The sequence below is a fragment of the Hydrogenophaga sp. 5NK40-0174 genome (assembly GCF_040372165.1).
Classification (GTDB): domain Bacteria; phylum Pseudomonadota; class Gammaproteobacteria; order Burkholderiales; family Burkholderiaceae_C; genus Hydrogenophaga.
The window spans coordinates 221,150-247,201 of record NZ_BAABWG010000003.1 but is presented as its reverse complement, the minus strand read 5'-3'; the positions used below and the strand labels follow the sequence as shown (position 1 = coordinate 247,201).

At 61.3% G+C, this 26,052-nt stretch carries 25 protein-coding genes and 1 pseudogene; 13 read left to right on the top strand and 13 right to left on the bottom strand.

Annotated elements, in window-relative coordinates; genetic code table 11:
- Window positions 1–243: 243 nt before the first annotated feature.
- A complete protein-coding gene (locus tag ABWV89_RS10670; RefSeq protein WP_353396448.1) occupies window positions 244–1,095 on the top strand; it encodes an alpha/beta hydrolase in 852 nt (283 codons plus the stop codon).
- Between the two features lie 96 nt (window positions 1,096–1,191).
- Here the strand turns inward: ABWV89_RS10670 and ABWV89_RS10665 are convergent, their stop codons facing one another.
- Window positions 1,192–1,629 (bottom strand): YidB family protein, encoded by a 438-nt coding sequence (locus tag ABWV89_RS10665; RefSeq protein WP_353396446.1) that lies wholly within the window; start codon window positions 1,627–1,629, stop codon window positions 1,192–1,194.
- Window positions 1,630–1,712: 83 nt separating this feature from the next.
- The gene (locus tag ABWV89_RS10660) at window positions 1,713–2,888 is read right to left on the bottom strand and encodes an MFS transporter (protein WP_353396444.1); all 1,176 of its coding nucleotides are present in this window, start codon (window positions 2,886–2,888) and stop codon (window positions 1,713–1,715) included.
- Window positions 2,889–2,991: 103 nt separating this feature from the next.
- Here ABWV89_RS10660 and ABWV89_RS10655 point away from each other — a divergent pair, with 103 nt between their 5' ends.
- The 7 genes from ABWV89_RS10655 to ABWV89_RS10625 all read left to right on the top strand — a co-directional run bounded on the left by ABWV89_RS10655 (window position 2,992) and on the right by ABWV89_RS10625 (window position 7,062).
- Window positions 2,992–3,681: a lysoplasmalogenase gene (locus ABWV89_RS10655; protein ID WP_353396442.1), complete on the top strand. Its 690-nt coding sequence runs from the start codon at window positions 2,992–2,994 to the stop codon at window positions 3,679–3,681.
- Window positions 3,682–3,799: 118 nt separating this feature from the next.
- On the top strand, window positions 3,800–4,156 hold the full coding sequence (locus tag ABWV89_RS10650) for a hypothetical protein (protein WP_353396441.1): 357 nt from the start codon (window positions 3,800–3,802) through the stop codon (window positions 4,154–4,156).
- Between the two features lie 8 nt (window positions 4,157–4,164).
- Complete coding sequence (locus ABWV89_RS10645) at window positions 4,165–4,665, top strand: O-acetyl-ADP-ribose deacetylase (protein WP_353396438.1); 501 nt, start codon at window positions 4,165–4,167, stop codon at window positions 4,663–4,665.
- Window positions 4,666–4,749: 84 nt separating this feature from the next.
- Complete coding sequence (locus ABWV89_RS10640) at window positions 4,750–5,094, top strand: hypothetical protein (protein WP_353396437.1); 345 nt, start codon at window positions 4,750–4,752, stop codon at window positions 5,092–5,094.
- A complete protein-coding gene (locus ABWV89_RS10635) occupies window positions 5,087–5,644 on the top strand; it encodes a YbjO family protein (protein WP_353396435.1) in 558 nt (185 codons plus the stop codon). The genes ABWV89_RS10640 and ABWV89_RS10635 overlap by 8 nt, the downstream gene beginning before the upstream one ends.
- 38 nt (window positions 5,645–5,682) lie before the next feature.
- A complete protein-coding gene (locus ABWV89_RS10630; RefSeq protein ID WP_353396433.1) occupies window positions 5,683–6,078 on the top strand; it encodes a DUF4870 family protein in 396 nt (131 codons plus the stop codon).
- A 27-nt stretch (window positions 6,079–6,105) separates the two neighbouring features.
- The gene (locus ABWV89_RS10625; protein WP_353396431.1) at window positions 6,106–7,062 is read left to right on the top strand and encodes an extracellular catalytic domain type 1 short-chain-length polyhydroxyalkanoate depolymerase; all 957 of its coding nucleotides are present in this window, start codon (window positions 6,106–6,108) and stop codon (window positions 7,060–7,062) included.
- A gap of 27 nt (window positions 7,063–7,089) precedes the next feature.
- On the opposite strand, the gene ABWV89_RS10620 is transcribed toward ABWV89_RS10625, so the two are convergent.
- Window positions 7,090–7,815 carry a 16S rRNA (uracil(1498)-N(3))-methyltransferase gene (locus ABWV89_RS10620; protein WP_353396429.1) on the bottom strand — a complete coding sequence of 242 codons (726 nt, stop codon included), beginning with the start codon at window positions 7,813–7,815 and terminating at the stop codon, window positions 7,090–7,092.
- Between the two features lie 36 nt (window positions 7,816–7,851).
- A complete protein-coding gene (locus tag ABWV89_RS10615; RefSeq protein ID WP_353396427.1) occupies window positions 7,852–9,213 on the bottom strand; it encodes an aminoglycoside phosphotransferase family protein in 1,362 nt (453 codons plus the stop codon).
- A 325-nt stretch (window positions 9,214–9,538) separates the two neighbouring features.
- Here ABWV89_RS10615 and ABWV89_RS10610 point away from each other — a divergent pair, with 325 nt between their 5' ends.
- The 3 genes from ABWV89_RS10610 (at window position 9,539) to rsmA (ending at window position 14,191) form a co-directional block, all read left to right on the top strand.
- Window positions 9,539–11,896, top strand: a complete 2,358-nt coding sequence (locus ABWV89_RS10610; protein ID WP_353396425.1) for an LPS-assembly protein LptD — start codon at window positions 9,539–9,541, stop codon at window positions 11,894–11,896.
- 31 nt (window positions 11,897–11,927) lie between these two features.
- Complete coding sequence (locus ABWV89_RS10605) at window positions 11,928–13,304, top strand: peptidylprolyl isomerase (protein ID WP_353396424.1); 1,377 nt, start codon at window positions 11,928–11,930, stop codon at window positions 13,302–13,304.
- A gap of 71 nt (window positions 13,305–13,375) precedes the next feature.
- Complete coding sequence (gene rsmA, locus ABWV89_RS10600) at window positions 13,376–14,191, top strand: 16S rRNA (adenine(1518)-N(6)/adenine(1519)-N(6))-dimethyltransferase RsmA (protein ID WP_353396421.1); 816 nt, start codon at window positions 13,376–13,378, stop codon at window positions 14,189–14,191.
- Between the two features lie 929 nt (window positions 14,192–15,120).
- Here rsmA and ABWV89_RS10595 read toward each other — a convergent pair.
- From ABWV89_RS10595 to bfr, 5 genes and pseudogenes are all read right to left on the bottom strand, one after another.
- Window positions 15,121–15,516 (bottom strand): annotated as a pseudogene (locus ABWV89_RS10595) (barstar family protein); the annotation flags it as partial.
- A 66-nt stretch (window positions 15,517–15,582) separates the two neighbouring features.
- Window positions 15,583–16,056, bottom strand: coding sequence for a guanyl-specific ribonuclease (locus ABWV89_RS10590; RefSeq protein ID WP_353396419.1), 474 nt, complete (start codon window positions 16,054–16,056; stop codon window positions 15,583–15,585).
- Between the two features lie 202 nt (window positions 16,057–16,258).
- Window positions 16,259–18,580, bottom strand: coding sequence for an NADP-dependent malic enzyme (locus ABWV89_RS10585; RefSeq protein WP_353396417.1), 2,322 nt, complete (start codon window positions 18,578–18,580; stop codon window positions 16,259–16,261).
- A gap of 184 nt (window positions 18,581–18,764) precedes the next feature.
- Window positions 18,765–18,929 carry a (2Fe-2S)-binding protein gene (locus ABWV89_RS10580; RefSeq protein WP_353397497.1) on the bottom strand — a complete coding sequence of 55 codons (165 nt, stop codon included), beginning with the start codon at window positions 18,927–18,929 and terminating at the stop codon, window positions 18,765–18,767.
- Window positions 18,930–19,129: 200 nt separating this feature from the next.
- Window positions 19,130–19,606 (bottom strand): bacterioferritin, encoded by a 477-nt coding sequence (gene bfr / locus ABWV89_RS10575; protein WP_353396415.1) that lies wholly within the window; start codon window positions 19,604–19,606, stop codon window positions 19,130–19,132.
- Window positions 19,607–19,853: 247 nt separating this feature from the next.
- Here bfr and ABWV89_RS10570 point away from each other — a divergent pair, with 247 nt between their 5' ends.
- Together ABWV89_RS10570 and ABWV89_RS10565 are read left to right on the top strand one after the other, a co-directional pair.
- Window positions 19,854–20,183 (top strand): hypothetical protein, encoded by a 330-nt coding sequence (locus ABWV89_RS10570; protein ID WP_353396413.1) that lies wholly within the window; start codon window positions 19,854–19,856, stop codon window positions 20,181–20,183.
- A 42-nt stretch (window positions 20,184–20,225) separates the two neighbouring features.
- Window positions 20,226–20,687 (top strand): hypothetical protein, encoded by a 462-nt coding sequence (locus tag ABWV89_RS10565; RefSeq protein WP_353396411.1) that lies wholly within the window; start codon window positions 20,226–20,228, stop codon window positions 20,685–20,687.
- Between the two features lie 84 nt (window positions 20,688–20,771).
- Here the strand turns inward: ABWV89_RS10565 and ABWV89_RS10560 are convergent, their stop codons facing one another.
- The 4 genes from ABWV89_RS10560 to ABWV89_RS10545 form a co-directional block, all read right to left on the bottom strand.
- The gene (locus tag ABWV89_RS10560) at window positions 20,772–21,938 is read right to left on the bottom strand and encodes a DUF1513 domain-containing protein (RefSeq protein ID WP_353396409.1); all 1,167 of its coding nucleotides are present in this window, start codon (window positions 21,936–21,938) and stop codon (window positions 20,772–20,774) included.
- Window positions 21,931–22,992 (bottom strand): imelysin family protein, encoded by a 1,062-nt coding sequence (locus ABWV89_RS10555; protein WP_353396407.1) that lies wholly within the window; start codon window positions 22,990–22,992, stop codon window positions 21,931–21,933. The genes ABWV89_RS10560 and ABWV89_RS10555 overlap by 8 nt, the downstream gene beginning before the upstream one ends.
- Before the next feature lie 89 nt (window positions 22,993–23,081).
- Window positions 23,082–24,596 (bottom strand): di-heme oxidoreductase family protein, encoded by a 1,515-nt coding sequence (locus ABWV89_RS10550; protein ID WP_353396405.1) that lies wholly within the window; start codon window positions 24,594–24,596, stop codon window positions 23,082–23,084.
- A 150-nt stretch (window positions 24,597–24,746) separates the two neighbouring features.
- Window positions 24,747–25,937, bottom strand: a complete 1,191-nt coding sequence (locus ABWV89_RS10545; RefSeq protein WP_353396404.1) for an imelysin family protein — start codon at window positions 25,935–25,937, stop codon at window positions 24,747–24,749.
- Window positions 25,938–26,052: the final 115 nt, after the last annotated feature.

Here is a 26,052-nt window from a genome sequence, read left to right as displayed (position 1 = left end):
GCAGAGCGTGCCGGCATGTCCGGCACGCTTTTTTGTTTGTTCTGCAGGTGGGCAGGTGTCACACACCCTCTCCCGCAAAGCAGCCGTCTGGTGTGCGTGAATTTCCCGCGTCTGTGCGCTTCAGGTGAACGGGCGATTTGACGGGACAGCCGGCCGCGGAGGGCTCCTGGTGTGCTGACCGGTGGGCGTTTTGCCTGCTATGCTTGAGTGGTCTACCGGCGCTGGGCGCTGGTCTTCGCCACCATGACAGACACCACAGAAGCCCCGTTCACGCTGCGCGACGGTCTCAACATCGCCTTGTATGACTGGCCACTTCCCCGGCGACTCCGGCCGAGAGGGGTGGTGCTGATCGCGCATGGGCTGGGCGAGCATGCCTGGCGGTATGACTCAGTGGCGCGGGTACTCAACGAATGGGGATTCTGTGTGCGGGCCTATGACCAGCGAGGTCATGGTGAGAGCGGCGGCGAACGGGGAACGGTTCCCTATGACGACGCGCTGCTTGATGATCTGGCCGAGATCATCGATGACACCCGCCGCCATATTTCAGCCCCATGGGCTTGCCCTTTGATCCTGCTGGGCCACAGCATGGGTGGCCTGGTGGCATCCCTGACCGTGGCGCGAGGACTTGCGTCGGTGGATGCACTGGTTCTTTCGTCTCCTGCGTTGATGGTCAAGACCACGGCGATTCAGCGTGGCCTGATCTCGCTGCTGCACCGCTGGGCGCCAAATCTGACCCTGGGCAATGGTCTCGATGCCACCAGGATTTCGCACAGCCCCGAGGTGGTCAAGGCGTATCAGACGGACCGGCTGGTGCACGACCGCATCTCTGCACGGCTGGCCAGGTTCATTTCATCCAATGGCGAAACGGTTCTGGCCCAGGCTGCGCGCTGGCATGTGCCGACCCTGCTCATGTATGCAGGCGACGATCATCTGGTGCTGCCCGAAGGCAGCGAAGCTTTTGCACGGCATGCCAACACCCAGCATGTGACGAGCCACTGCCTGGCAGGGCAGTACCACGAGATATTCAACGAAACCGACCCGTCGGAGACCTACCGGGTGCTTCGGCATTGGCTCGATGCCATTGCTCCAGCCTGACAGGGCGGGCACATTGCACAGGCTGTGCGTCGCCCGAAAAGCAAACAGCCCCGACGCATGACGGGGCTGTTCAGCTGAGGGAGAGGGTGGCGGAAATCAGCCTTTGAGCATGCCGCCCAACATGCCGCCGAGGCCGCCGCCACCGCCGAGCAGGGCACCCAGTCCGCCCAGTCCGTTGTCCGCAGGAACGCCGCCATCGGGTGAGAGCTGGTCAACCAGACCAGGCAGCACACCAGCCAGAGTGCCGGCAGCCTGCTCCTGGCCGGTGCCCATCTGATCGGCCAGCTTGCCCATCAGGTCGCCGCCGAGCACACCGCTCAATTGGTCGCCTGAAATGGGCAGATTGGCGCCAGATCCAATCCATGACTGAATGATCTCGCCCAGACCGCCGGCCTGAAACTTCTGAATCAGGCCCGACAGCCCACCTTCTTCGTTCATCAGTGTGCTGACCACATTCATCAGCACCTCGGGACTCAGGCCGCCTTGTCCGCCGCCGCCCATCGCGCTACCGATCACAGAATCGAGCAATCCCATATCAACCTCCTTCGTTGGATTGGTTCGTCCAGCCAGGAAATGTCAGGGGACACCCGAAACAGGCCGGCTGGCACACAAAAGTATCAAATTCCATTGTGGGCAAGTTTGCGACGCGATGCAAGCCAGAGCAAAGCCAGGCCAGTCAAGGCCACGGGCAGCAGTGACCCGATATTCAGCCATTGCCAGCCCTGCGTCGTGACAAGCGCGCCCGATGCGAAAGACGTGGCAGCCAGAGTGGCGAACACAAAGAAATTGATGGCTGCCTGCGCGCGATCTTTTTCTTCAGGCCGGTAGGCCTGGAGCGACAACGTTGTGCTCCCCGTGAACAGGAAGTTCCAGCCAACGCCCAGCAAGAACAGGGCGATGATGAACTGGTGCAGGTCGACACCACTGAGTGCAATGGCGATGCACACAGCGTTGAGAACGACGCCGACGCCCATGATGGGCAGCACACCAAACCGCTTGATGAGGTGACCGGTAAAGAAGCCGGGGGCAAACATCCCGATGACGTGCCATTCGAGCACCAGTGCCGTGTCTTCGAACGGATAGCCGCACACCTGCATGGCCAGAGGTGTGGCTGCCATGAGCAGGTTCATCACGCCGTAGCCCAGCGCAGCGGCCATGGTGGAGACGATGAAGACGGGCTGACGCATGATTTCGCTCAGCGGCCTGCCTTTGTCTTCACCCGTGCTTCGCTTCTGCACAGCAGGAAAATCGATCCAGCTGATGACGATCATGGAGACCAGTGCCACCACGACCAGAGCGACGTAGGCACCGGTGAAAGGCACCTCATAGAGGTCTCGCGTTCGGCTGGCAAGGTTGGGGCCCAGGACCGCACCGACCAGTCCTCCGGCCAGAACCAGCGACACTGCCTTTTCACGGTAGGCCGGCGCAGATAGCTCAGCTGCAGCAAACCGGTAGAGTTGTCCGTTGGCACTGTAGTAGCCAGCCACCACGGTGGCCAGCAACAGCAGCCAGAAGCTGTGCTCGAAGGCTGCCCAGGCGGCCAGGGCGGCCGATCCCAGCGCCACGAGCAAACCCAGCTGGAATGAAGCCTTGCGCCCAAACCGTTGCTGGGCGCGCGCCACCAGGCCAGTCGACAAGGCGCCACCAACGACGTAGCCCATCACGGGCAAGGTCGCCATCCAGCCCTTGGGCGCCAGCGCCAGTCCCACCAGCCCGTTGATGGCAATGAACACCACATTGTTCGTCAGGAACAGGCCTTGCGCGGCGGCCAACAACCACAAATTTCGATTCATCAGCGTTGCTTTATACAGGCAAGACGCCTGACCTGACTGTCGTACGGCTTTCTGGGGCGGGGCGCATCAGCGACGCTTGCGCCGAGCAGAGTCGACGGGGACAATGGGCACACTGTGTGGTGTCGGGTGTGCTGTGGTAGATGAGGCTTCTTCGCTGTTGTTGGCTGGCTGTGGTCTGGCGGTCCTGACACTGGTGCTGGCTGAATACCGTGACTGGCCCGGCGTGCGGGCCATGGCCAAGATGCTGGCGAGCACTGCTTTCCTCGCCCTGGCCGTGTCGTGGGGGAGTCTGCACAGCCTGTATGGCCAGTGGATCATGGCCGCCCTGGTACTGGGGTGGGCCGGCGATGCGTGCTTGCTCGGTCGCAGCCGCTCAGCGTTCACGGCGGGATTGTTTGCTTTCCTGCTCTCGCATCTGTGCTTTGCCACTGCGTTTGCATCCGGCCCCTGGCAAGCCGATGTCGCCGCCATGGGGCTGGTCGCAGCCATGGTGGCTGGCGTTTTCATTGTCCGCTGGCTGGGGCCGCATTTGTCAGCCCAAGACCGTTGGCCAGTCTTTGCCTATGTTGCGGTCATCCTGCTGATGTGCGCCGCGGCTGTAGGACGCGTAGCGGCGGCGGGCGAATATTTGCCGCTGTGGGGAGCACTTCTGTTTGCCGCCTCGGACATCGCAGTGGCACGCGAGCGATTTGTTCACTCCGCGTGGATCAATCGCGCCTGGGGGCTGCCGACCTATTACGTTGCCCAGATTCTTCTCGCGGCATCTGTGTTGCCGGAGGCGGCCCGCGCGTAGCCCGCGCAGTGGTCAGTCTTGCAGACATTGGCATGCCATCCCTTGTTTTGAGGGTGCGGCAGGAATAAGATGTCCCACATCCTTGATTTTCTGTGCGCGTGTTCACGCGCCGGTTCGAATGAGCAAGAGTTTTTTGCAGTCTGTCGAATCGTTCAACGAGCGCTACGCGTCGATCCGCGTCGACGGGAAATTGCGCAGCCTCATGCTTCCTTTCTGGTCATACGGAGAAATCCTCAACGGCCTGGAATTGCGTGAGCAGTGGGATGTACCCCTCTCTCTGGTGCCTTTCCAGGGTGATTGCCACCAGCTGCTGTGTCTCGAGACAACGACGGGGGGCGTCGTGTTGCTCAACGACCTGCGTGAGACCGTCCAGCGCTGGCGCGACACCCAGAGCTTTGAATCCAGTCTTGCAGCCGAGCCGGCGGAGCTGGAAGAGCGCTCCCACCTGTTCAGTGCCTGGATGGGGCTGGGCTGACCCGCTGCGTGCGACTTGAAGCGCTGCGGGCCGACATCACCCGCCTCAAGGTCGACGCCATTGTCAATGCCGCCAATAACAGCCTGCTCGGTGGTGGCGGAGTGGATGGCGCCATCCATCGCTCGGCCGGTCCCGAGCTTCTTGAAGAATGCCGCGCTCTTCATGGCTGCGAGACCGGTCAAGCCAAGATCACCGCGGGCTACCGGCTGCCGGCAAGCTACGTCATTCACACGGTTGGCCCCGTCTGGACAGGCGGTGAGCAGGGCGAAGCTGATCTTCTGCGCTCATGCTATGTCTCGTCCTTGCGCCTGGCTGCCGGACATGGGGTGCGGTCAATGGCTTTCCCCTCCATCAGCACGGGTGTCTATGGTTACCCCATCGAACGGGCTGCCTGCATTGCCGTCGACGCCGTGGTCGGGCTTGCCGGCCAGCCCGGTATGCCGGAGTACGTTGTTTTCTGCTGTTTCTCGGAAGAAGACCTGGCCGTCTACCGCAAGCTGCTCGGTTGACAGATACAGCTTGCGCATCCCCTCGTGTGCAAGCGGGTAACATGAACACTGGATGGCATTGGCCATCGTTGCCTGGAGAAAAACATGCTGATTCGCAATGGTGAGAAGGTTCACGTGATGTACAGGACCCTGCACGAGAATGGCAACCGCCGCCACTTTCTGGGCGAGGTCATGGCGTGTGAAGGAGCGCTATGTCGCCTGGAGGGGTACGAGTTTCTCTATGCACCCAAGAAAGGCGTCTTCGTCAAGAAGCCCGAGCGCAGGGCAACGCTGATGAATCTGGCCGACAGTGGTTACGTTGTGAACCTGATCGATGCTGATATCGACCTGGTGAGTGTCGACTACCACTACGAAGAGGGTATCGGGCTGGTGGCCACGGATGGGGAGCATTTTTCGCTGAACATCAACGAGTTTGGTGCCCATGGGTGATCTCTCGGCCAGAGACGGCGCGTTGAAACCAGTGCGCTCCAATCTGGTGACGGGACTCGCATGGGTGTCGATCGTGGCCTGCGCCCTGCTCGCGGTGGGGCTGGCACTGGAGCTGGTCACGCTTTTCTGGCTGGTCCCCCCAGAGGCGCTGTCGCCTGAGCGGCTCGGCCCGGGCATGCCGGCTGGCGTGGTGTTCGTTGTGCGCTACCTGCGCGAAATATCGCTGGCTGCCATGCTCGTCGTGTGGTTGACCCTCTGGGCGTCCGTCGGTTTGCTGAGGCGGCGTAATTGGGCGCGCTGGTTCTTTGTCGTCGCACTGTCTGTCGGCTCGGTCTGGAACCTGGTGGGCTTGTTCTTCCTGCCGGATTTCATTCCTTCGCCCCAGGCCATTCTGGGCAACGACATCCCGGCGGATCTTCTGGCCGAACTCGATCAAATGGTCCGAAACATGATCTGGGCGTCGATCGGTTCCAGCCTGTTGTTCGTGTTGCTGCATGGGTGGGTCGTGTGGAGCCTGGTGACGTCACCAGTCGTGGAAGAATTCGCCTGATGCCCGGGCGCGACCTGTGCAGTCGAGGGAGGTAAGGAATGAGTGAGTTGATCAAGGCTGATGTGGATTCCCGCTCGCAACGCGGGCCGTCTTCGGGCGATGATGCCCAGCTGGCCATGGTGATCTACGTGATGTATGGCCTGGCCATCTTTGTGGGTGTCACGGCACTGGTGGGCATCATCATGAACTATGTCAAGAGAGATGATGTGCGCGGAACATGGCTGGAGAGCCACTTCGACTGGCAGATCAACACCTTCTGGTTCAGTTTGCTGGCCGGTCTCGGCGTTTGTGCCATTCTGGTTCTCAGCGTTTTTCAGAGATCCTGGGCCATGGCCGGCGTTGGCGTCTTGATCGCAGTGGGAAATCTGGCCTGGTGGGCTTACCGGCTCATCAAGGGCATTCTTCGTCTCAACGACAAGCGCGAAATCGACTGACGTCTCATTGTCATCAGGATGTCTCCAATGCTCCGTCGTTTCGCTGCACTTCTGGGCTTGCTCATCGGCCTGAGTGCCTGCGCGTCTCCCTTGCAGGCCAGGCGGCAGGCTGAGGCCCGGCCGGGTCCCGAGACCATTGTGCAGGCGGGCGAGTTCGCTTATGCCTTGACCTACGCCGGGGTCGAACGCCAATACAGGCTATTTGTCCCAACTGGTTTTGACCTGGGCAAGCCCATGCCCATGGTGTTGGCCCTGCATGGCGGCGGTGGCAACATGAACATTCAGGCCAACGACAATTACTACGGCCTCAAGGCTGCTGCACGTCGATATGGCTATGTGGTGGTATTTGCCAACGGGTCTGCGAGGGCCCGCGCCGCTCGCATGGCGACCTGGAACGCGGGCATTTGCTGTGGCTATGCGCACAAGCGGCAGGTAGACGACGTCGGATTCCTGCGAGCCGTGGTCGATGACGTGCGTCGGCACGTGCGGGTGCGGGAGGGACGGGTGTTTGCGACCGGCATGTCCAATGGCGGCATGATGAGTCACAGGCTGGCCTGCGAAGCCCCAGATGTGTTTCGCGCCGTGGCAGCCGTGGCGGGGACGGATGGCAACAGCCAATGCGGAGACGCTCAACCCGTTTCCGTATTGCACATCCATGCCAAGGACGACCCGAGAGTGCCTTTTGAGGGTGGCATCGGACCGAAATCCCTGGTCAGAGTGGACTTTGTGTCGGTGCCTGAGACCATGCGCCGGTGGCAAACCCGTTTGAAGTGCTCGACCCAGGCGGAGCGGGTACTGGAGCAGCCGGGCGCCCACTGTGATCTCTACCAGCAGTGCCGCGTTGGCGCGCAGCTTCAGCTCTGTGTCACTGACGAAGGGGGGCACTCATGGCCTGGAGGCCGTAGCGTGATCGGCCGACGCTCCGGCTCAGACGCGCTTTCGGCGAATGACGTGATATTCAGATTCTTTGATCAGCAGCGCTGATCAATCAATCTGCCTGGTCCGCCCGCCTCAACCTGCCGGGCAGGCCACAGCCTGGACCAGTGCCGCCAGTGCCGCAGTCTCGGCTCTGAGCGTTCTGCCCCCGAGTCCGACGGGAGAGAAACCATGGCTGATGGCTGCCTGCTCTTCCTGCGGAGAAAGCCCGCCCTCCGGGCCACTGAGGAACATGAGTGGCTGCCCAGGAGGCGGCATGACTGTCGCCAATGGCTGGCTGCCCGGTGCCAGCGAGAGGACGAAGCGCTCGATCGCCGGCAAATCCGTCGCGAGCCATTCGCCCATGGTCATGGGGCGATGGATGTCCGGTACGCGGTTGCCGCCACATTGCTCGCAGGCTGAAGCCGCGATGGCGGCCCAGTGCGAGCGTTTCTTTTCTGCTCGCGCGCCGTCGAGCTTGACGACGGCGTGTGCCGTCATCAAGGGTTGAACGCTGGCCACGCCAAGTTCGGTAGCCTTTTCGATCAGCCAGTCCATGCGGTCATTGGCCGGCATGCCCATGGCCAGGTGGACTTGCCGGGAAGCTTCACGTTCGACCGGCTCGTGGTCCATGATCCGAACGACGACGTCGGACCGCCCCATCGAGAGGATGGAGGCGTTCCACTGCCCTCCCTGGCCATTGAAGACCGTGAGGGTCTGGCCAGGTTGCATGCGCAGCACCTGCACATGGCGAGCAGCGCCTTTGGGCAGAGACAGGTCGGCGCCAGGGCTTAACGGGACAGGGCAGAAAAAGCGTGGCATGGGGGCTTGAGGCGCAAAACGGACTCTTGGCCGGTATCAGACTCGCCCAAAAGCAAACCCGCTGGCCGCCTGAAAGCCTTCGATGTCGTCAATCAGGCGCAGCAGAGGCGTGAGTTCGCGGTAGCGATGCGCTGTCGAGCGAATGTAGTCAATGAAACGGGGCGCATCGGCCAGGTACTTGGGCTTGCCGTCGCGCAAGGTGAGCCGGGCAAAAATACCAGCAACCTTCAGATGGCGCTGGATGCCCATCCATTCCACGGCCCGGTAAAAGGCGCCAAAGTCTGCGTGCCAGTCCTCGAAGTCCATGAGGCCCGCTTTTCGGGCCTTTTCCCAGTAACGGACGGTGATGTCGATCACAAAATCCTCTTCCCACGTCAGGAAGGCATCGCGCATCAGGCTGGCGATGTCGTAGGTGACGGGCCCATAGACCGCATCCTGGAAGTCCAGAACGCCCAATTGCGTGGCGGGAGTGGACCCCGCTACGACAGGAGCGCGGGGGGCAACAGTTTTGCCGCCGGGCCGCCCCAAGGTGAAACTCGCCCCCTCTGGGGGCAGCGACCCATGCAACGGCCGAGCGTGGGGGATCATCAGACGATCCGGCGCCGGGCCGCCCCAAGCCGGATCAGCCCCCTCTGGGGGCAGTGACCCATGCAACGGCCGAGCGTGGGGGATCATCAGACGATCCGACGCCGGGCCGCCCCAAGCCGGATCAGCCCCCTCTGGGGGCAGCGACCCGTGCAACGGCGGAGCGTGGGGGATCATCAGATTCCTTGGCATGAAGTCTCTGTGCACATACGCTTTGGGCATGGCCAAGCAGCGCTCAACAATGGTGCCAAATGTCTTTTCCAGCGTCTGGGACTGAGCTTCTGACAGCGCCAGCCCCTTGTGTTGCTGCAAGTACCACTGAGGGAACAGGTCGAGTTCCCGGCGCATCAAGGACTCGTCATAAGCTGGCAGTACGCCCGGCTTTGACGCTGCCTGCCAGGCCAGCAAGGTGTCCACCGCTTGCAGGTAGCGCTCATGATTGGCGCCGGGGTTTGCCGGGTCAATCTGTTCCATCATGGTGTGCTGGCCCAGATCGGTCAGCAGCATGAACCCGTTGACCTGGTCCCAGTCCATGATGTCCGGCACGAGCAGACCGGCCTCCTTGAGCAGGCCGGCGACCCGCACAAAAGGCGCGCAATCCTCCTTTTCGGGGGGGGCATCCATCACCACAAAAGACTGGCCGGAGGCGTTGTCGAGCCGCAGGTACCGGCGAAAGCTGGCATCTGCCGATGCAGGGCGCAGGCTCGCCGGGTCAAGGCTGTATGCGGTCTTCAGGCCGTTGAGCCAGGTTTCGAAAGCTTGCAGGCGGGCCGGGTCCGACCAGGCCACGGTGGGTTGGGGGTGGGAGCTCATCAGGGATTTCAGCCGAGGGTGACACCGGGTTTGCGGGGATTCGGCGTCGTCGTAGGATAATAGGCTTGGATTCTACTGTTCGGGCATTGCGCTCGAGGGTGCTGTTCGGCATGGCGACAGTCCCCCGAGTCTGCCTCGCCAGTGACTTTGATGACCCCAGGAGAACCCGTTTCCGCGTCTACCGTCCTTACCCAACGTGACCAAGAAGAACCTACTCCCTCGTCAGCGGAAACTGCGACCTACCGTACTTCCAACCCTTGAACAGGATCACCGCCAGCGGCTGCTGCAGGGTGCCACCTTCTGTCTGCAGGCGTTCACCGCCTGTGTGACCCTCGGTGCCGCCTACGGCGCCTCCATGGTGATGGCCCAGGCCGTGTCCGCCGAAGGCGAATTCGGCGGGTACGGCGAGATTCCCCTCCAAAGCAGCGCGCTCATGCAGGAGCATCTGCCTGCAGAGGTGCGCCAGCAACTGCCGACCTTTGTCTCCGGCGATGCGATTGAAGGCAAGCTCGACGGAGCCACGGTGATCGAAGGTCACGCCGAGTTGCGTCGACATGACACCGTGATCAAGGCCGATCGCCTCGAATACAACCAGAACACCGGCGATGCCAACGCCAAGGGCGACGTGGTGATCAACAGTCAGGGCGACCGCTTTTCAGGCCCGGAGCTGGACATCAACCTCAATACCCGTGAGGGCCATTTCGAATCGCCCAAGTTCGACCTGCTCAAGAACCATGGCACCGGCGATGCCAAGCGCATCGACTTCCAGGGCCCTGACAACTTTCAGGCCCATGAAGCACGTTACTCTACCTGCCGCCGTCCGCTGGGGTCCGAAGAATGGAATCCCGACTGGCTGGTGCGTGCCAAGCAGATCGATCTGGACACGGCCGAAGACGTGGGCACGGCGCGAGGCGGGGTGCTCGAGTTCAAGGGTGTGCCGATCATCGCGGCACCCTATTTCACCTTTCCACTCTCGGATGCCCGCAAGACGGGCGCCCTGTCGCCCTCATTTGGTCTGGATGACCAGAACGGGTTCCAGGTCACTGCGCCCTACTACCTGAATCTCGCCCCCAACTACGACGCCACCATCACCCCGACGGCCATGACCAAGCGTGGGGTGGACATGGAGGGTGAGTTTCGTTACCTGAGCTCTTCATATGTTGGTCAGGTGACCGCTGCCGTCATGCCTTCGGACAAGCTGCGCGACGATGACCGTTGGCTCTACAGCTTGCAGCACGTGCACCGCCTGACCGACCGACAGTCGCTGGTGGGGCCGTGGCGCCTGCGCCTGAACCTCAACCGGGTCAGTGACGACAATTACTGGAGTGATTTCGATCGCCTCGGCTCATCGACCTCCTCTCGGCTGCTCAAGAACGATGCCGTCCTGAGCTGGTCCTCTGGCAACTGGGCGGCTCGCGTGGGTGCTCACAAGTACCAGACGTTGCAAAACGAAGGCTCAATCATTACGCCTCCGTATGATCGCCTGCCCAGCCTGCGCCTTGCGTACGACCGCGCAAATCACCAGTTTCTGGGTCAAGACAATTGGAGAGTCAGCTTCTTCGGGGGCGTGACCCGTTTCCGGCGGTCTGCCTATGACGTTTCGGATGCCCAGATTGCCGAAAGTGGCGACCGGGTCCTGACCATCGGAGAGGTGTCTCGCCGCTGGGAAGCGCCAGGCTGGTATGTCGAGCCGAAGCTTCGTCTGCACGCCACCAGCTACAAGTACGTGGATGCGACTGGCATCGAGAAGTCAACCACCAGATCACTGCCCACAGTGAGTGTGGACAGCGGCCTGGTGTTTGAGCGTCCCGCGGCCTTTTTCGGGCGCTCTCTTACCCAGACCCTGGAGCCCAGAGCGTTTTTCACCTGGACGCCCTACAAGGATCAGTCCGACTTGCCGAACTTCGATTCCGGCCGTCGCGATTTCAACCTCTCGACCATGTTCGCGGAGAGTGCGTTCAGTGGCAACGATCGCATTTCCGACACACGCGGGGTGACGCTGGGCGTCAATTCGCGCCTGATTGACCCCAATGATGGTGCCGAGTTGTTGCGCATGGGCGTGGCGCAGCGCTATCTCGCTTATGACCAGAACGTGACTTTGCCTGGCGGCACGCCAGTGGAAAAGGGCTTCAGCGACATGCTGTTCTCTGCCCGGGTCAACTGGAACTCTCGCTGGTCCATGCACTCCAACGTGCAGTACAACCCGGACACAAAGGAATCGGTGCGCACAACCATTGGTGGTCGCTATACGCCGGGGCCTTACCGTTCATTCAGTGCCGCGTACCGTATCCAGAAGGACGTGAGCGAGTCATTGGATCTGGGTTGGCAATGGCCTCTTTCGGCCCTCACCGGCAGCTCGCCTGAAGCGGTGCCCGGCGGTGGTCTGGGTCCTGGTCAGTGGTACACCGTTGGACGGGTGAATTACAGCCTGCCTGACCGAAAAGTGGTGGATCTGGTAGCTGGTCTCGAATATGACGCAGGCTGCTGGATCGGCCGCATGGTGGTTGAGCGCGAGCAGACGACGACGTCTTCTGCGAACCACCGCATCCTGTTCCAGCTGGAGTTCACCGATTTCTCCAGGATTGGCGCAGGGTCGTTGCAGAGATTGCGACAGAACGTGCCGCGCTACCAGGACCTGAGGGGCGACAAACCCATGCCCAGCCGGTTCGAACAATATGACTGACAGCTCCTCTCTTCCTCTGACACGAATCTTCATGACCCCCATCGCCAGCGGCGCTCTTGCGCTGAGTCTGGCGCTGTGTCTGTCCATGCCTGCGCCAGTCATGGCACAAAAGCTCAAGGCCACGCCCAAGCTTCAGTTGCCTGTCGACACATTGCCAAAAGGCGTGGAGGATGCGCAAACCGCCGACTACATCGTGGCAGTGGTCAATACCGAGCCAGTGACCAATCACGAAGTACGCCAACGCCTGGTGCAGATCGTGCGCAAGGCTCAGGAGCAGGGAAAGGCTTCACAGCTGCCAGCGCCTGACATTCTGGCCAAGGAAGTGCTTGAGCAGCTCATCAACGAGCGTGCTCAGATCCAGTACGCCACCGAACGCGGCATGCGTGTGGATGAGGTCACCCTCGATGATGCCGAGGCCAGGGTGGCGGCAAACAACAAGCTGTCTGTTTCTGCTTTCCGCGAACGGCTGAAGGCTGAGGGCATCGACCTGGCCCAGTTCCGCAGGGAATTGAGCCAGCAGGTGCTGCTCCAGCAGGTACAGGAGCGTGAGGTCGATGCGCGGGTCCGAATCGAAGAGTCGGACATCGACGCGTTGCTGCGCCGTCAGGGCGGTAACGACCTGGGCAAGCTCACGCTGGACTTGTCGCATGTGCTTGTCATGGTGCCGGAGGGCGCTTCCGAGGATGTTCGCGCTGAGCGTAAGGCGCGGGCACAAGCGGTGGCCGACAAGGCTCGTTCGGGTGTGCCGTTTGAAGACTTGGCACGGGAGTTTTCTGACGCGCCAGAGGGCGCACGGGGAGGTGGTTTCGGGCCGCGCACCGCAGACCGACTTCCCTCGCTGTTTGTCGAGGCGACGCGCGGACTCCAGCGGGGCGAAATTGCAGGTCCGCTGGCCAGCCCGGCCGGCTTTCACGTGCTCAAGGTCAACGACAAGCAGCAAGGCAGTGGGGGTATCAGCGTTGTGCAGACCCATCCACGTCACATCCTGCTCAGGGTCGAAGGCAAGACCACAGAGGCCAGCGCGATCCAGCGCCTGACGCAGTTGCGAGAGGATATCCTGGCGGGCAAGACCAGCTTCGAGGCGGCTGCGCGTGAAGTCAGCCAGGACGGCTCGGCCGCCAATGGTGGTGACCTCGGTTGGGTCGGGCAGGGCCAGTTCGTGCCCGAGTTCGAATCCGTCATGAATACCTTGCCTCTGGAGCAGATATCCGAGCCTGTGGTTTCGCGGTTCGGTGTGCATTTGATCCGTGTCGACGGTCGCCGGGAGCGGGAACTGGATCAGTCCCAACAACGACTCATGGCACGTAACATGCTCAAGAACGATCGGGCGCAGGAAGCGCTGCTGACCTGGGCGCAGGATGTGCGCAGCCGGGCCTATGTGGAGTATCGCGAGGCCCCTCGCCCCTGAGGCCCGGGCGATGACGGCCGCCGCTGCTGTCGTCTTCGCCGCTTGCGTCCAGTACCTTTCTTTTTGAGCTGATGAAGCCTCACCGCAAGCCCCACGTGGCGCGCAAGCGCTTTGGCCAGCATTTCCTCAGCGACAACGCCATCATTGAGGCGATCGTCAGCGGCATCGCCCCCAATCCGTCCGACCTCATGGTCGAAATTGGTCCCGGCCTCGCTGCGTTGACTCAGCCCCTGGTAGAGCGACTGGGTCGGCTGACGGTGGTGGAGCTCGATCGCGATCTTGCTGTCCGGTTGCGGGAGCGGCCAGAACTCGACGTGGTCGAGTCCGATGTGCTGCGCGTGGACTTCACGGGCCTGGCGGACCGGATGCGGCAGGCAGTGCCCCGCGCACCGGGAGAGTCAGAGCAGGACGCGCGCAAGATCCGCGTGGTGGGAAATCTGCCCTACAACATCTCGTCTCCCATCCTCTTTCACTTGCTCGACCATGTGGACGTCATCCAGGACCAGCACTTCATGCTGCAAAAGGAAGTCATCGACAGGATGGTGGCCCAACCGGGCAGCAAGGACTTCGGTCGTTTGTCGGTGATGCTGCAATGGCGATATGCGATGGAGAATTTTCTCTTCGTGCCGCCTGAGAGCTTTGATCCTCCACCTCGAGTCGACAGCGCGGTGGTTCGCATGGTCCCTGTCGCCAATCCACCCGCTATTGACGTCAAGCGCTTTGGCGAAATGGTCCAGGTGGCTTTCAGCCAGCGCCGCAAGCTGCTGCGGCACACGCTGGGGAAGTGGCTGGAAGCGCAGGGGTTTGGTGGGGAGTTTGATCTCCAGCGGAGAGCGGAAGAGGTTTCAACGAAAGAGTTTGTTGAGCTGGCGCTCGCGGCAGGGTGAGGTTCGCTTTTCCTATTGCTTTGCAGTGATTGAAAGTAGCCTTTAGCGTTGAGGCTCTTTCCTTCTTTCCAACTTCTTCTGTCCCCCCCTATCCCCCCCGCCCCTTTCCACCCCCGCCGGGGCGATAGAGAGAAGCACCCCCGCCGCGCTTTGCGCGTCCCCCTCAAGGGGGCGGCGCGAAGCGGACCGGGAAACCCGGATCCGCCGCACCCTCGGGCTGACGGCGCCGCCTCACCTGAGGCGGCTTTGGGTGAACTACGCTGTCGTAGGAGCCTCGCCAGCTCATGGTGCGTCCACGGCAGCTTGCCACCGTTGCCGCTGCGCTGGTTTTTGACCGGTTGCAAGCGAGGCACGCTGAACTCAGCGGAATTGTGTGCGCGAGACAAGCGCCCAACTGACAAGCCGCAAAGCGGCAAAGCCAGCTAAGCGCCGTGGGAGCGAAGACCAACGCCGAGGTTCCTACGACAGCCTCAGAGAAGTGCATGTACCCCAAACCACGGTGGCGACGCATCGAGCCGTAGAAGCCGAGTCGGCGACCAGAAGCCAAATGAGAGCTCCCCCTTTCCGCCCGGTGGGTTGGAAAGGGGGTTGGGGGGATAGGGGGGAAGGGCGAGGTCGTCGCAAGACAGCGCCGCAGGCAAAAAGCGACCTGTCAAAAGCAAAAAGCCCCTCAAGTGAGGGGCGCAGCAAATCCCAGGTTGCGACGGGTCCGGGTTCCCCGGCCCGTACGCAACGTCCCCCAGTGGGGGACGGCGCGTGGCGCCGCAGGGGGCGTCTTGTCAAGCTGCCGTGAGCCAGTAACCCGAGTTGAACGGGCTGCTCATGCGCAAGGCCTGAGGCGTGACGTCCAGGATTTTGTCCGTGGGCATGGGGTCTTCTGTCGGAACCACTTCAATGGGCTCTTCACCCTTTGGGGCGCGGGCCACCGAGAAGGAGTAGAAGCAGCGGAACGGAATCTTGCGGTCACCCCAGTAGTCGGAGGCATCCCGGAAGATGTCGAGCAGCTGCTCCCGAGCTTCCTTGTCGAACTTGCCGTGGGCAGGAATGTGCTCGAGCACGACGATGAAGCCGGTCTGCGGGCCAGACTTGTTGACCATGTCGGTCATGCAGTCGTAGAGGGCGTCGAAATTCTTGCCGAAGTGGGCCGGCAGGGTGTATTGCGATGCGATGAGTTCCAGCACGTCCTGTTTGCTGGTGGCCTGGGCCAGGTTGGCGTACAGGAAGTGGTGCCCCAGTTGTTCAGCGGCAACCTGCAGATCCTGCACGCTGTGGGCACGAATCGACTGAACAATGTTGGTGCGAACGTTACGAAGTGGCGTGTCCATCTCCGCGTCTCTTTCCAAAGTCAAGTTAATAATTCTGTCTGTGTCTGGCAGACCATCACGGCCGGCTCACTGTTCGATCAGCCGGAAGCTGGCGTAATGGTCTTCCGTGTAGTAGCAGGCCTCAGGGTTTCTCGGCCGCTCTCCGCCACATACGATCCGTCTGGCACCACGATGGTTCAATCCCGGCGTGGTGACGGTGTACTCGCGGTAGTAACCGCGTGTTGCTCGTGGCAGCAAGCGTTCACGGTTGCCGAAAACACTGCCGTCCTTGTCGTAGCGGAATGGTCCACCCTGGCGGATTTGATCCATCACCGTTCGCCCCTGGACGGGCAGGCTCGCAACCGGAATAGAAGCGACTGACGACGCGTTCTGTTCAGAAGTGGTGCCGACCTGCGCCTGCTGGTGATCAGGCGCAACCGGTGGCGCATTGGAAGGCATCCATTGATTGATGCCGTAGGCCACCAGAAGGGCTGCTGCTGCAGCCAGCGATCTGGCACTGTTCCTCCCCCAGAATCCCGTTCGGATCTGCTTCAGACCCATGAGAAAACCCTGCTCCTGGTACCGGTTTTCCTCCCCCGGCTGTCATTTTCCGGGTGGTTTGGCTCCGGTTAGATCAGACGGGCGGGAAAACCCTGAAATCCAAGCCTGCAAGTGTGCATCAAGCGAGCAAAAAAAGCAAGCATTTGGATTGAATCAAGGCGTAGGTGGGGGGTGAATCAAGGCGTGTTTGAGTTAGTGCTTGCTACGTTTGAGCGTCTGTATTTGTCACGTTTGCCTCGGCAACAGTGAGGGCCGTCATATTGACAATCCGACGGACCGTGGCGCTGGCAGTGAGCACGTGCATGGGCTTCGCAACACCCAGCAACATCGGGCCGATCGCGATGTTTCCGCCTGCTGCCGTTTTAAGTAAGTTGTATGCAATATTGGCCGCGTCGATGTTGGGAAGGACCAGCAAATTGGCACCGCCAGACAGCGTGGTGCTCGGCATGAGCTTCTCCCGTGCCAAGGCGTCCAGCGCCAGATCCCCGTGCATCTCACCGTCAACTTCGAGCCAGGGGGCATTGCGCTGCAGCAACTCGAGCGTCTGGCGCATCTTGACCGCGCTGGGGGCATTGCTGGAGCCGAAGTTGGAGTGCGAGAGCAACGCAGCCTTTGGGGTAATGCCAAAGCGCATGATCTTGCGTGCGGCCATGACGGTGATTTCAGCCAGCTCTTCGGCGGAGGGGTCGTAGTTGACGTGAGTGTCGACAAGGAAGACCTGTCTGCCCGGCAGCATCAAGGCGTTCATGGCCGCGTAGCAATGGGCCGTGTCGCGCTTGCCGATCACCTGATCGATGTATTGCAGGTGCAGCTGCGTGTTGCCCCAGGTGCCGCAGATCATCCCGTCGACATCCCCGTTGCGCAGCAGCATGCAGCCGATCAAGGTAAGGCGGCGGCGCATCTCGATCTTGGCCATCTGCTGCGTCACGCCTTTGCGTTCAGTCAGCTGCCAGTAGGTTTGCCAGAAGTTCCTGTAGCGCTCGTCCTGTTCGACGTTGACCACGTCATAGTCTGCACCTTCCTTCAGGCGCAGGCCGAATTTCTGAATGCGCTCTGAAATGATGTTGGGGCGGCCGATGAGGGTCGGTCTTGCCAGTCCTTCATCGACCACGACCTGGGCTGCACGCAACACGCGCTCTTCTTCACCTTCGGCATAGGCGACGCGCTTGGCAGCTGCGCGCTTGGCGGCGGCATAGACCGGCTTCATCATGGTGCCGGAAGCGACAACAAAGCTCTGCAGCTTTTCGCGGTAGGCATCGATGTCCGTGATCGGGCGCAAGGCCACGCCGCTGTCGATGGCTGCCTGCGCCACGGCGGGCGCGATTTTCATCATCAGACGCGGATCAAAGGGCTTGGGAATCAGGTACTCAGGGCCGAATGCAAGCTTTTCGCCAGCATAGGCGGCAGCTACAACCTCGTTTTGCTCAGCTTGTGCCAGCTCAGCTATCGCATGCACCGCCGCAATTTCCATTTCATCCGTGATGGTGGAGGCGCCGGCATCGAGCGCGCCGCGGAAGATGTAGGGGAAGCACAGGACGTTGTTGACCTGATTGGGGTAGTCGGTGCGGCCAGTGGCCATGATGGCGTCGTCACGCACCGCCTTGACTTCTTCCGGCAGTATCTCTGGCGTGGGATTGGCCAGTGCCAGGATCAGCGGCTTGGCAGCCATCTTGGCCACCATGTCGGCTTTGAGCACGCCGCCAGCGGACAGGCCCAGGAAGACGTCGGCATCTTCAATGACCTGAGAAAGAGTACGAGCGTCTGTGGCTTGCTGGTAGACGGCCTTGTCAGGGTCCATGAGCTCGGTGCGGCCCTGGTAGACCACGCCGGCGATGTCTGTCACCCAGATGTTCTCGCGCGGAACGCCCAGCTTGACGAGCAAGCCCAAGCAGGCCAGCGCTGCGGCACCGGCGCCGGAGGTCACCAGCTTGATGTCCTTGATGTCTTTGCCCACGACTTTCAGTCCGTTGAGAACGGCTGCGCCCACCACAATGGCGGTGCCGTGCTGGTCGTCGTGGAACACAGGAATCTGCATGCGCTCGCGCAGCTTGCGCTCGATGTAGAAACAGTCGGGCGCCTTGATGTCTTCCAGGTTGATGCCGCCGAAGGTGGGCTCCAGCGAGGCGATGATCTCGACCAGCTTGTCGGGGTCCTTCTCGTTGATTTCTAGGTCGAAGACGTCAATGCCAGCGAACTTCTTGAACAGGACGCCCTTGCCTTCCATCACCGGCTTGGAGGCCAGTGGGCCGATGTCGCCCAGGCCCAGCACGGCCGTGCCGTTGGTGACCACCGCCACCAGATTGCCCCGGCTGGTGTAGCGGAAGGCATTGGCCGGGTCGGCCACGATTTCTTCGCAGGGGGCGGCCACACCAGGCGAGTAGGCCAGTGCCAGATCACGCTGGTTGGTGAGTTGCTTGGTGGCCGTGATGGCCACTTTGCCCGGCACCGGAAACTCGTGGTACTCAAGCGCGGAACGCCGCAATTGAGCACGCTTGTCGTCGGTCTGGTGTTGATCTGTGCTCATGCCAGTCTCCTGCTTCTATGATATGAAACGCAGTTGCGCATTATAGTTTGCGCAGGCGTCCGCGTACATGTGGGTAACCACAATCCCTTTGGTCATTGTGGAGCTGGAGAGCGCCGCAGGCAAAAAAAAACGCTCCGGAGTGGAGCGTGGAGGGCAATGGGGGCACCGCTTTCTCGCGGTGCTCTCAGGCTGGCTGAGAGGACTTGGGTTCGCGCGGGAGAACGGCGTTGCGGATGTGCGCGAGGCTCTGGGACGCCGCGCACTCGGACCAGATACTGCGAGCACACCCTTCACATTTGCCGCACTGGGTGGCCACGCCGTATTCCAGCTGCAGGTCGTCAAAGTCCATGCCCATTCGAGCCGCACGTGCGATGGTGTGATCGTTCACGCGATGGCAGACACAGACAATCATGGTGACACCTGACCTCAAAGTGGTTAATGAGCCAAATGATAACCACTCGTATTCGCGTTGGCAACTGAAAACCCCACCCTCGGCAGTGTTCCTGACAAACGGTGTGCCGGGGCGGGGCTGGCGCCAGCCAACAGGGCTTAGCTGAGGTCGCCCGTCATGCTCTGCTGGTAGTTCTGCAGGCCGACTTTGTCGATCAGGTCGATCTGGGTCTCGAGGAAATCGATGTGCTCCTCGGTGTCATCCAGAATCTTGAGCAGCAGGTCACGTGAGACATAGTCGCGTGCAGTTTCGCAGTGGGCGATGCCTTCCTTGATGGTAGCCTGCGCGCCTTTCTCCAATGCGAGATCGCTGTTCAGGATCTCGGGCACGGTCTCACCAATGCCGAGCTTGCCCAGGTCCTGCAGGTTCGGCAGGCCATCGAGCATGAAGATGCGATCCATCAGCCAGTCAGCATGCTTCATCTCTCCGATGGACTCGTCGTATTCCTTCTTGGCCAGCTTGTCCAGACCCCAGTTCTTGAGCATGCGGTAGTGGACGAAGTACTGGTTGATGGCGGTCAGTTCGTTCTTGAGCTGCGCTTGCAAATGGGAAATGACCTGTGGGTCGCCTTTCATGGGTAATACCTCTCGTGAAGAAAAAACGGGTTCCAGGCTTCAGTGTGCCTGACTCGGAACAGAAGCTTGCAAATAAGTCACCCAAAATTCTCCTAAATACGAATCATTCGCATATAATTCGTCCGTAGCCAACCCACTTCGGTCCTTTGGGACGGGGGCCAGCCAAATGCCTGCATGCCGGGAGAGCCCTTTTGCTCCTGGTCCGTATCTTTTTTCCGGCGTGATCCGCGCCGAACTGGAGAACCCCATGAATTCCAGCACCCAATCAGGACAAGGCGGCCACGACGAAGAGGAGTACCTTCTCCCTTCGACCGAGGCTTTGATGGCGGGAACCTTTGCATTGATGACTGGTTACGCACAGAGCGCGGAGTCGTGCCCCAACCGGCAGCTCATGGTCCGCAAACTCATCTCGAACCTGTTCTTCCTCGCCAATCATCCGGACATCACGCCTCAAATGCGCACCATGCTGTCCAACTTGCGCACACGATGGCAACTGGTGGCTGAGTCAGGCAAGTCCGATACCCTGGCAAGGCAGCAGACGCCACTATGGCATCAGGCACCAGAGAGCGTTCATTGAACAACAGCCCCCTTTCGCCCAGGTCAACGTCAGGAGTCGAATGTGAAATCATTGCTCAACATCGCGCCAGGGACCATGCCAACGCAGGACAAGCGCAAAGCATCGCAGGAAAGAGCTGTACAACTCAAAGCCGAGCACATTGCATTGGTCAGGCACCTGGGCAACATTCAGCACCAGGTCACCGCACAATTTGAGCGACTCAGGCAAAGGGCAGACGCGGCTGACGCAGAAGCCATGCGCCTGCGAGCGGAGCTGCTCATCATCCGAACGGCGGTGTACTGGAACCTCGGTCAAGCCGTGCCGCAACGTTCAGCCACCGCGCCAGCACGCGCACGGGTGCCGCTGCCACGCCAATCTCAAGCCGCCCAACAAGTCATCTGCCAGACGGGATGTGCCGGGCATGCGCATCCCTGGCTGGAGGCAGACGGAAACTGCAGCCGAACGGGCGACGCGTGCCATGTGACTGCCGCCTCGTCTACCCCCGAGTCGCACCATTCCGAATGACTGCACGAGTGAAGGACCGCTTCACCGTGTGACGAGAGACGCGGCTTGTGTGCCGCCACGCCAGCCAACGCTGCTCAACCCGCATCAAGCGGTCGACCACAGGCGCCAGTGGTTGTCCAAACGCACTGACGTAGCTGAGCCGCTTTGGTCGCTGACTCGCCGGGAGAGGCCGGAACTGGCATCAACGCCATGAAATACCGCATTCTCACCGCCCGCCCACCAGCGACCGTCGCGTTGATCGACGGCGCACGCAGACGCCATGGGCCACTGCTCCAGCCAACGACCCTCAGCGTCAAAAGCCGCCAATTGATTGGATTTCGGACAACCAACCAGAAAGCCACCGCCCGGCCGCGCGCACAGGTCGCCACCATACCCGTCCAGACCGGGCTGCCCTGTGGCGGTACGCAACGACCAACCGTCAAACAGCGCAAGCACTGGAGCGGCGAGCCGAAGTGAATCGGCGTCATGCTGGGCCTGCAATCCGGTCCCGACCTGTTGGCTCTGTGAGTCGAAACTCAGATGCCGGATACTCAGGCGAGGGTCGCCCAATGTCCACCTCCCCAACGCTTCGCCGGTGCTGCCATGGAAGGCAGCGAGAGAAGCATCCATCCGATCCAGGTCGCGCTTGAGCCGGCCAGTCTCGGCGAGGGTCGGAATGCCGCCATTGGCCACCAGCAGTGTTCCGGCAGGCAGAGCGCCAAGCGCCACCGGAAGCCGCAACATCATGTGCGGATCGAAGCCTCCGGTTGGCCAGCTTTGAAGGCGTTCGAAGGTGTGTGGGTCGCGACGAGAGACCAGGCCCCGTGCGTCTTCCAGCCGGGTCTCGGTCGTCCAGATGTTGCCATCATCCGAGCCGAGCACGTGACCAGTGAAACGATGATCATCATCGATCCAGAACCACTGCGCAGTATCGTCCGCTCTCGATGGATTCCACCGCAACAACCAGTCGCCAGGCCGGCGCGCGGCCACCAGAATGCTGCCATCCTGCTCGACATGTACTCCATGGGCTCTTGATGGGAGCCGTAGCTGAGCGCGCACCACTGCCTTTTTGTCGGGCGCGCCAGCGTCCCAGCCCATCACGCCAGCAAACCAGTGCGGTCCGAGCTGCCATGTGGCGGCGAGCCAGACGCCTTGCCCGGCTTCGACAGCCGGCGGCCCCCCCCAAGCATGGGCTGCTCCAACAAGCGCCAAGGACCTGGCGGCACAAAGCCGCGTGAACGTGCGACGGGAAATGCCCAATTTCTCAGTCACCGTCGGCATCCGAAAAACCCAATGGGACATCCAGGGCCGAAGCGACTTCATCCTGGTACAAGTTGGCGACCGCCTGCATGGCATCGGTCAGTGTCTTGAGCTTCTCATGTGAAGCGGGTTGGCTGGTGTCCAGGTCCGTCACCAACGAAGACACCCGGGCGACGGCAGAATGCCATCGGCCGGCCAGATCGATGTAACCCTTGCCGAGCAGAAGGGCCTCGATTGGCGGTACGCCATCGTCGCCGGTCGGCGGAATCAAACGCTGTGCATCAGAGAGAACCGCCATCGCCGAAAGGCTCGCCCATTGTGCTCGCCAGTCCCGCACGTTGTGCGCCCAGTTGAATCGGGCAAGGGAAAGCGGTGCCCCTGGATTGACTTCACGCGCGGTCTCAGCCTGTGCCAGCGGCTTGCCAATGTAGGCCCAGCGCAAGCGCTCCAGCCCACCCAGCCATTGATTGACCCACTCCGCAAACAGACGGGAGACGTCTTCCTCCGCATCCGACCAGTCCTTTGCAGCCATGGCGTTGGAACGTTCCAGCAGGGCGGAGCCCTCCCGGTCGATGTCCTTGGCCACCATCAGAAGGTAGCTGCAGGCCGAGCCGCGCAATGGCAGGCTGGGCCAGTCCGCACCTGCATCGCCAGCTGGCGCGAGAAGCCGCTCAAAACCGCCGAAGCCCTTGGCCGGTGTGCCGACCATGCCCATGTCCTGGAGCGTTCTGGGAGCCTTTTTCAGAGCACGCCGAATGAGTTTGTCTCGGCTGGGCCAAAAGTCGATGGCCCTTTGCGATCGGCGTTCCACCAAAGGGCCGATGGCCGGTGTTGCCAGCCGTTGCCACAGCTCAAGCGCCGTCACCCATCGCTCTTGCAAGGCCTGGTTTTGTACCTTGCCGGCGCAATAGCCTTGTGTGGCAGACACCAGCTCATGGGCTTCATTCGCAAAGGCTTGTGCCCTGATCGGGAGATCGTGAACGTACAAGCCCTTGACCGCTTGCGCGGCGGAGTAGTAGGGCATGGGCGTTGCTTCCCGGGTTTGCGCATGCAATGGAGCAAGCATGGTCGCCGCGAGCAGAAGCGCACCGCAACATATCGAACGAACAAAACGCTGCGATGTCGGCGCAGGGCCAGGTCTGAAGTTGGTCTGGCTCACAGCGACTCCACGAATGCCACGAGGGCCTGGCGATCAGCGTCAGTGAATTGCTCCACCATCTGGCGAGATGCCTCGGCTTCACCACCATGCCAGAGCACAGCTTCCAGCACGCCGTTGGCGCGGCCGTCGTGCATCAGGCGCTGGTGTCCGTTGACAGCCCGAATCAGGCCAATACCCCACAGAGGCGGCGTTTTCCATTGGCGGCCACTGGCCAGAAAATCTGGTCGGCCATCGGCGAGGTCTTCACCCATGTCGTGCAGGAGCAAGTCCGTGTAAGGCCAGATGGTCTGGTTTTTCACAGCCGGGCTGGTCAGGCGTGGAAACAGGGTGCCAGTGGTCTGATAGCTGGGACGGTGGCACACCGCGCACTGTGCCTGATGGAAAAGCGCCTGTCCGCGCAATACCTGGGGGTCTTCCGGTTTGCGGCGGGCAGCAGGGGCGAGCGTGGAGGTATAGAAGATCACATCCCCCAGCGTTTTGTCATCGATCTCCGGGCGTGAAGCCTTGGCGTCTCGGGCAGGCACGATGCCATTCTTGCCCTTGGTGCGGCCGCCCCCATGGGGTGCCTTCAGACAATCGGTCTGATGAGACGTGCAGGCCTCCTGGTGAAAGACGCTGGTGGTGATGCCCATGTCCCCCAGAAAAGCGCCGGCGCTTTGATGGGCAATGGTGCCGGTGTTGGCTTTCCAGCCGAAGCGGCCGATGACTTCCTTCTTGGCAAAAGCATCCCACACGCGGTTCGGCATGCCTTTGATCGGCCCGTTCGCCGCATATTGTTCACGGGCATTGGTCAGGATGTCTTGCTCGTCGATGGCTTCGATGAGTCCAAGTCCGGCCAGATGCGGAGCGATGCGAGGGCTGATGAGCACGTTCTCGTGCATCGGGCCATAGGCCAGGTTGGTGAGTCGGTATTCAGGTTTGGAGAGCGTCACCCGTGTTCCGTCGGCGAATTGGCGCTCGATGCTGGAACGATGGATCTCTACATGGCCTTCGGGCTGTACGCCCTGTATGCCGGCGTTGTTGAACTGGTCGCCATAGCGGGGCTCTGGAACGACACCTGCATGAGCCGCAGGCTTCCCTGGGAGCGACAGGCGAATCAGAAGACTGACCGTCTTGTCGGGCTCGGGACCAATGGTCTTGTCCCACTCCGGTGGCTCGCCGCGGCCGTCCATGCCATGGCAGCCGCCACAGGATCGCGCAATGAAGTGAGGCCCAAGACCATCGCGAGCGGTGGTGGACGCCGGGGCTTCAACCCAGTTGCGCTTGAAAAAGGAGTTGCCAATGACGAAACGCGTCCGCTCAGGATCGGTCAGATTGGCCAGAGGGAACGAAAATGCGTTGCGACCGTTGGCCCAGACAGTGGTCTTGCCACCAGTGGCCTCGCCCAGCGACTTGCCGGGGGTGTTGTCGGACGCTGGCTGATCTGCAGCCTGCAGGCTGAGCGCTGACGCAGCGAGGGTGACAACCCCAGTGGCTAGCGCGAGGCGCATGGCTGTGGGAGAGATGAGCATGGAAAGCTGTACCGGCATCGCCGGTGTGAGAGTGGGTCCAGAGGACCGGGCAGTGTGCGCGACACACACGAACCGCCCCGGATCGGTCCGGAAGTTCGCATGCGGCGCCTGATGATGCAAGCCATACCGCCGCGGCGGCATGGCAGACGATCAAGGTTCGACCAGTGTCAATTTGGCAATACCCACTGCACCGGCCGACTGGACCAGAAGCTTGGATTGTTGAACCAGGCTGGCAATGGTCTTCTCGACGGCTGGGCGACCGGCAGAACCCTGAACGATTGCGCGGTCGAACGGTGCTGGAATGCTCTCGGCGGATTGCACCGATCCGGCGATCTGCGCTGTGAGCTTTTCTGCCAGCGCAGCATCCTTGGCGGCCACAAGCCCTTGCAAGGATGGACCGGTGAGTGTGGATCCGTCGGCGCGTGTATAGCTGCCGGTCCAGACGTTCTGGATGCCCTTGGCGTTGGTCACGACGTCGCGGTGGGTGTTGTCAGAGAAGCAGGAGTGTTCGTCTTCCTGGTCCTGGGAGTTCAAGGCCACTTCCATGCGTTCGCCAGAGAGCTCGCCGCGTGAGAGCGATCCAAGGCCGACGATCATCTTGCGCACAGACTCCTTGCCACCTTTCTCAAACTTGGCGCGGTAGTTCTTTTGTCCAGGCGCCCATGCGTCGACCAGGCCGCTCAGGTCGTCCACCAGCAGTGCGGTGGCCTCTGACAGGTACTGGCGGCGGCGATCGGCATTGGGTGCCTTTCCATCGACAAAGTCCTCGAAGGAGCGGTTGCCGGGGCCGGTTTCGCTCAGGTCCTGACCCCAAAGCAGAAACTCGATGGCGTGCCAGCCGGCGCTGATGTTTTCTTCGCCGCCACGCTCGTTGAACTTGGTGAGGTTGGCTTTGGTGATCTTGAACTTCGTATCGTTGATCAGGCCGCTTTTGGGCTTGCCTTCCACGGCGTCCACATAGGCTTCATCCAGCGGCCAGGCATTGATCTGACCCTCAGGGCCGTTCTCGTCATCAATGGGCCCGCCATAGAAACGGAAAGCTTCGGTCTGGCCGTAGAACTCGCGAGCGTTGCGCCAGGCCTGACGGGCTTTTTCCAGGCCTTCTGCAGAAGGGGATGCAAGGAAACCGTCAATGGCAGTTTGCAGGCTTTTGGCGCCAGCCAGGGTGTCTGTGTAGTTGGCATACACCACGTCCGCATAGTGGCGAGCCACGGACGCATGATCAACCTTGGCGCTTGAGGCGCTGGCCACTGGCTGGGCGCTTTGCGCGTGGGCAGGAAGACCCGCGAGGGTCAGGGTGGAGGCGGCCAGAACAGCGGCAGCAACGGAATGCAGTTTCATGGTCGTGTCAGTTCCTGTAAATCAAAGACAAATGAGAATGATTCTATTTTACATTCAATTTTAGGGCGTGTCAGTTTCTGCAGGAAGCATGGCTTCCCGCCGCATCGCTGCGCGT

Bases quoted from the DNA above. Each gene is read 5' to 3' on its own strand.
- ABWV89_RS10650 (WP_353396441.1), top strand. From the start codon at position 3,800: ATGAGCAAGAGTTTTTTGCAGTCTGTCGAATCGTTCAACGAGCGCTAC.
- ABWV89_RS10655 (WP_353396442.1), top strand. From the start codon at position 2,992: ATGGGCACACTGTGTGGTGTCGGGTGTGCTGTGGTAGATGAGGCTTCT.
- ABWV89_RS10580 (WP_353397497.1), bottom strand. From the start codon at position 18,929: ATGGACTTTGACGACCTGCAGCTGGAATACGGCGTGGCCACCCAGTGC.
- ABWV89_RS10630 (WP_353396433.1), top strand. From the start codon at position 5,683: ATGAGTGAGTTGATCAAGGCTGATGTGGATTCCCGCTCGCAACGCGGG.
- ABWV89_RS10670 (WP_353396448.1), top strand. From the start codon at position 244: ATGACAGACACCACAGAAGCCCCGTTCACGCTGCGCGACGGTCTCAAC.
- ABWV89_RS10615 (WP_353396427.1), bottom strand. From the start codon at position 9,213: ATGAGCTCCCACCCCCAACCCACCGTGGCCTGGTCGGACCCGGCCCGC.
- ABWV89_RS10550 (WP_353396405.1), bottom strand. From the start codon at position 24,596: ATGCTCATCTCTCCCACAGCCATGCGCCTCGCGCTAGCCACTGGGGTT.
- ABWV89_RS10620 (WP_353396429.1), bottom strand. From the start codon at position 7,815: ATGCCACGCTTTTTCTGCCCTGTCCCGTTAAGCCCTGGCGCCGACCTG.
- ABWV89_RS10590 (WP_353396419.1), bottom strand. From the start codon at position 16,056: ATGGGTCTGAAGCAGATCCGAACGGGATTCTGGGGGAGGAACAGTGCC.
- bfr (WP_353396415.1), bottom strand. From the start codon at position 19,606: ATGAAAGGCGACCCACAGGTCATTTCCCATTTGCAAGCGCAGCTCAAG.
- ABWV89_RS10605 (WP_353396424.1), top strand. From the start codon at position 11,928: ATGACCCCCATCGCCAGCGGCGCTCTTGCGCTGAGTCTGGCGCTGTGT.
- ABWV89_RS10555 (WP_353396407.1), bottom strand. From the start codon at position 22,992: ATGCTTGCTCCATTGCATGCGCAAACCCGGGAAGCAACGCCCATGCCC.
- ABWV89_RS10635 (WP_353396435.1), top strand. From the start codon at position 5,087: ATGGGTGATCTCTCGGCCAGAGACGGCGCGTTGAAACCAGTGCGCTCC.
- ABWV89_RS10665 (WP_353396446.1), bottom strand. From the start codon at position 1,629: ATGGGATTGCTCGATTCTGTGATCGGTAGCGCGATGGGCGGCGGCGGA.
- ABWV89_RS10640 (WP_353396437.1), top strand. From the start codon at position 4,750: ATGCTGATTCGCAATGGTGAGAAGGTTCACGTGATGTACAGGACCCTG.
- ABWV89_RS10660 (WP_353396444.1), bottom strand. From the start codon at position 2,888: ATGAATCGAAATTTGTGGTTGTTGGCCGCCGCGCAAGGCCTGTTCCTG.
- ABWV89_RS10570 (WP_353396413.1), top strand. From the start codon at position 19,854: ATGAATTCCAGCACCCAATCAGGACAAGGCGGCCACGACGAAGAGGAG.
- ABWV89_RS10545 (WP_353396404.1), bottom strand. From the start codon at position 25,937: ATGAAACTGCATTCCGTTGCTGCCGCTGTTCTGGCCGCCTCCACCCTG.
- rsmA (WP_353396421.1), top strand. From the start codon at position 13,376: ATGAAGCCTCACCGCAAGCCCCACGTGGCGCGCAAGCGCTTTGGCCAG.
- ABWV89_RS10585 (WP_353396417.1), bottom strand. From the start codon at position 18,580: ATGAGCACAGATCAACACCAGACCGACGACAAGCGTGCTCAATTGCGG.
- ABWV89_RS10625 (WP_353396431.1), top strand. From the start codon at position 6,106: ATGCTCCGTCGTTTCGCTGCACTTCTGGGCTTGCTCATCGGCCTGAGT.